This is a genomic window from Bacillus sp. SIMBA_008, assembly GCF_046535495.1.
GTDB lineage: Bacteria > Bacillota > Bacilli > Bacillales > Bacillaceae > Bacillus > Bacillus subtilis.
The window spans coordinates 1-250 of sequence record NZ_JAWRWL010000936.1 but is presented as its reverse complement, the minus strand read 5'-3'; the positions used below and the strand labels follow the sequence as shown (position 1 = coordinate 250).

The window sequence follows — 250 nt, the reverse complement described above, 5'->3', positions numbered from 1 at the left end:
CCAGATCCTTATTACACTGGGAACTTTGAGGAAGTCCATGAATTAATTGAAACAGGAATTGACCGTTTTTTGACGTATGTAAAGAAAGAGAACCACCTTTAACTGAAAGGAGATCAGACGAGATGGAAGAAAAAAATCAAATCGTGCTCCGAGGAGCTCTCTTAGGTGCCGCTTGCGGCGCATTGCTGACTTTATTTCATCGACCAACAAGAATTGCACTCAAAGACAAATGGAATGACTGCCAGCAAAA

The 250-nt window shown here is 41.6% G+C and carries 1 pseudogene; it reads left to right on the top strand.

What is annotated here, in order from left to right:
- Nucleotides 1-102, top strand: a pseudogene (locus SB658_RS26120) (low molecular weight phosphotyrosine protein phosphatase); the annotation flags it as partial.
- Nucleotides 103-250 lie beyond the last annotated feature (148 nt).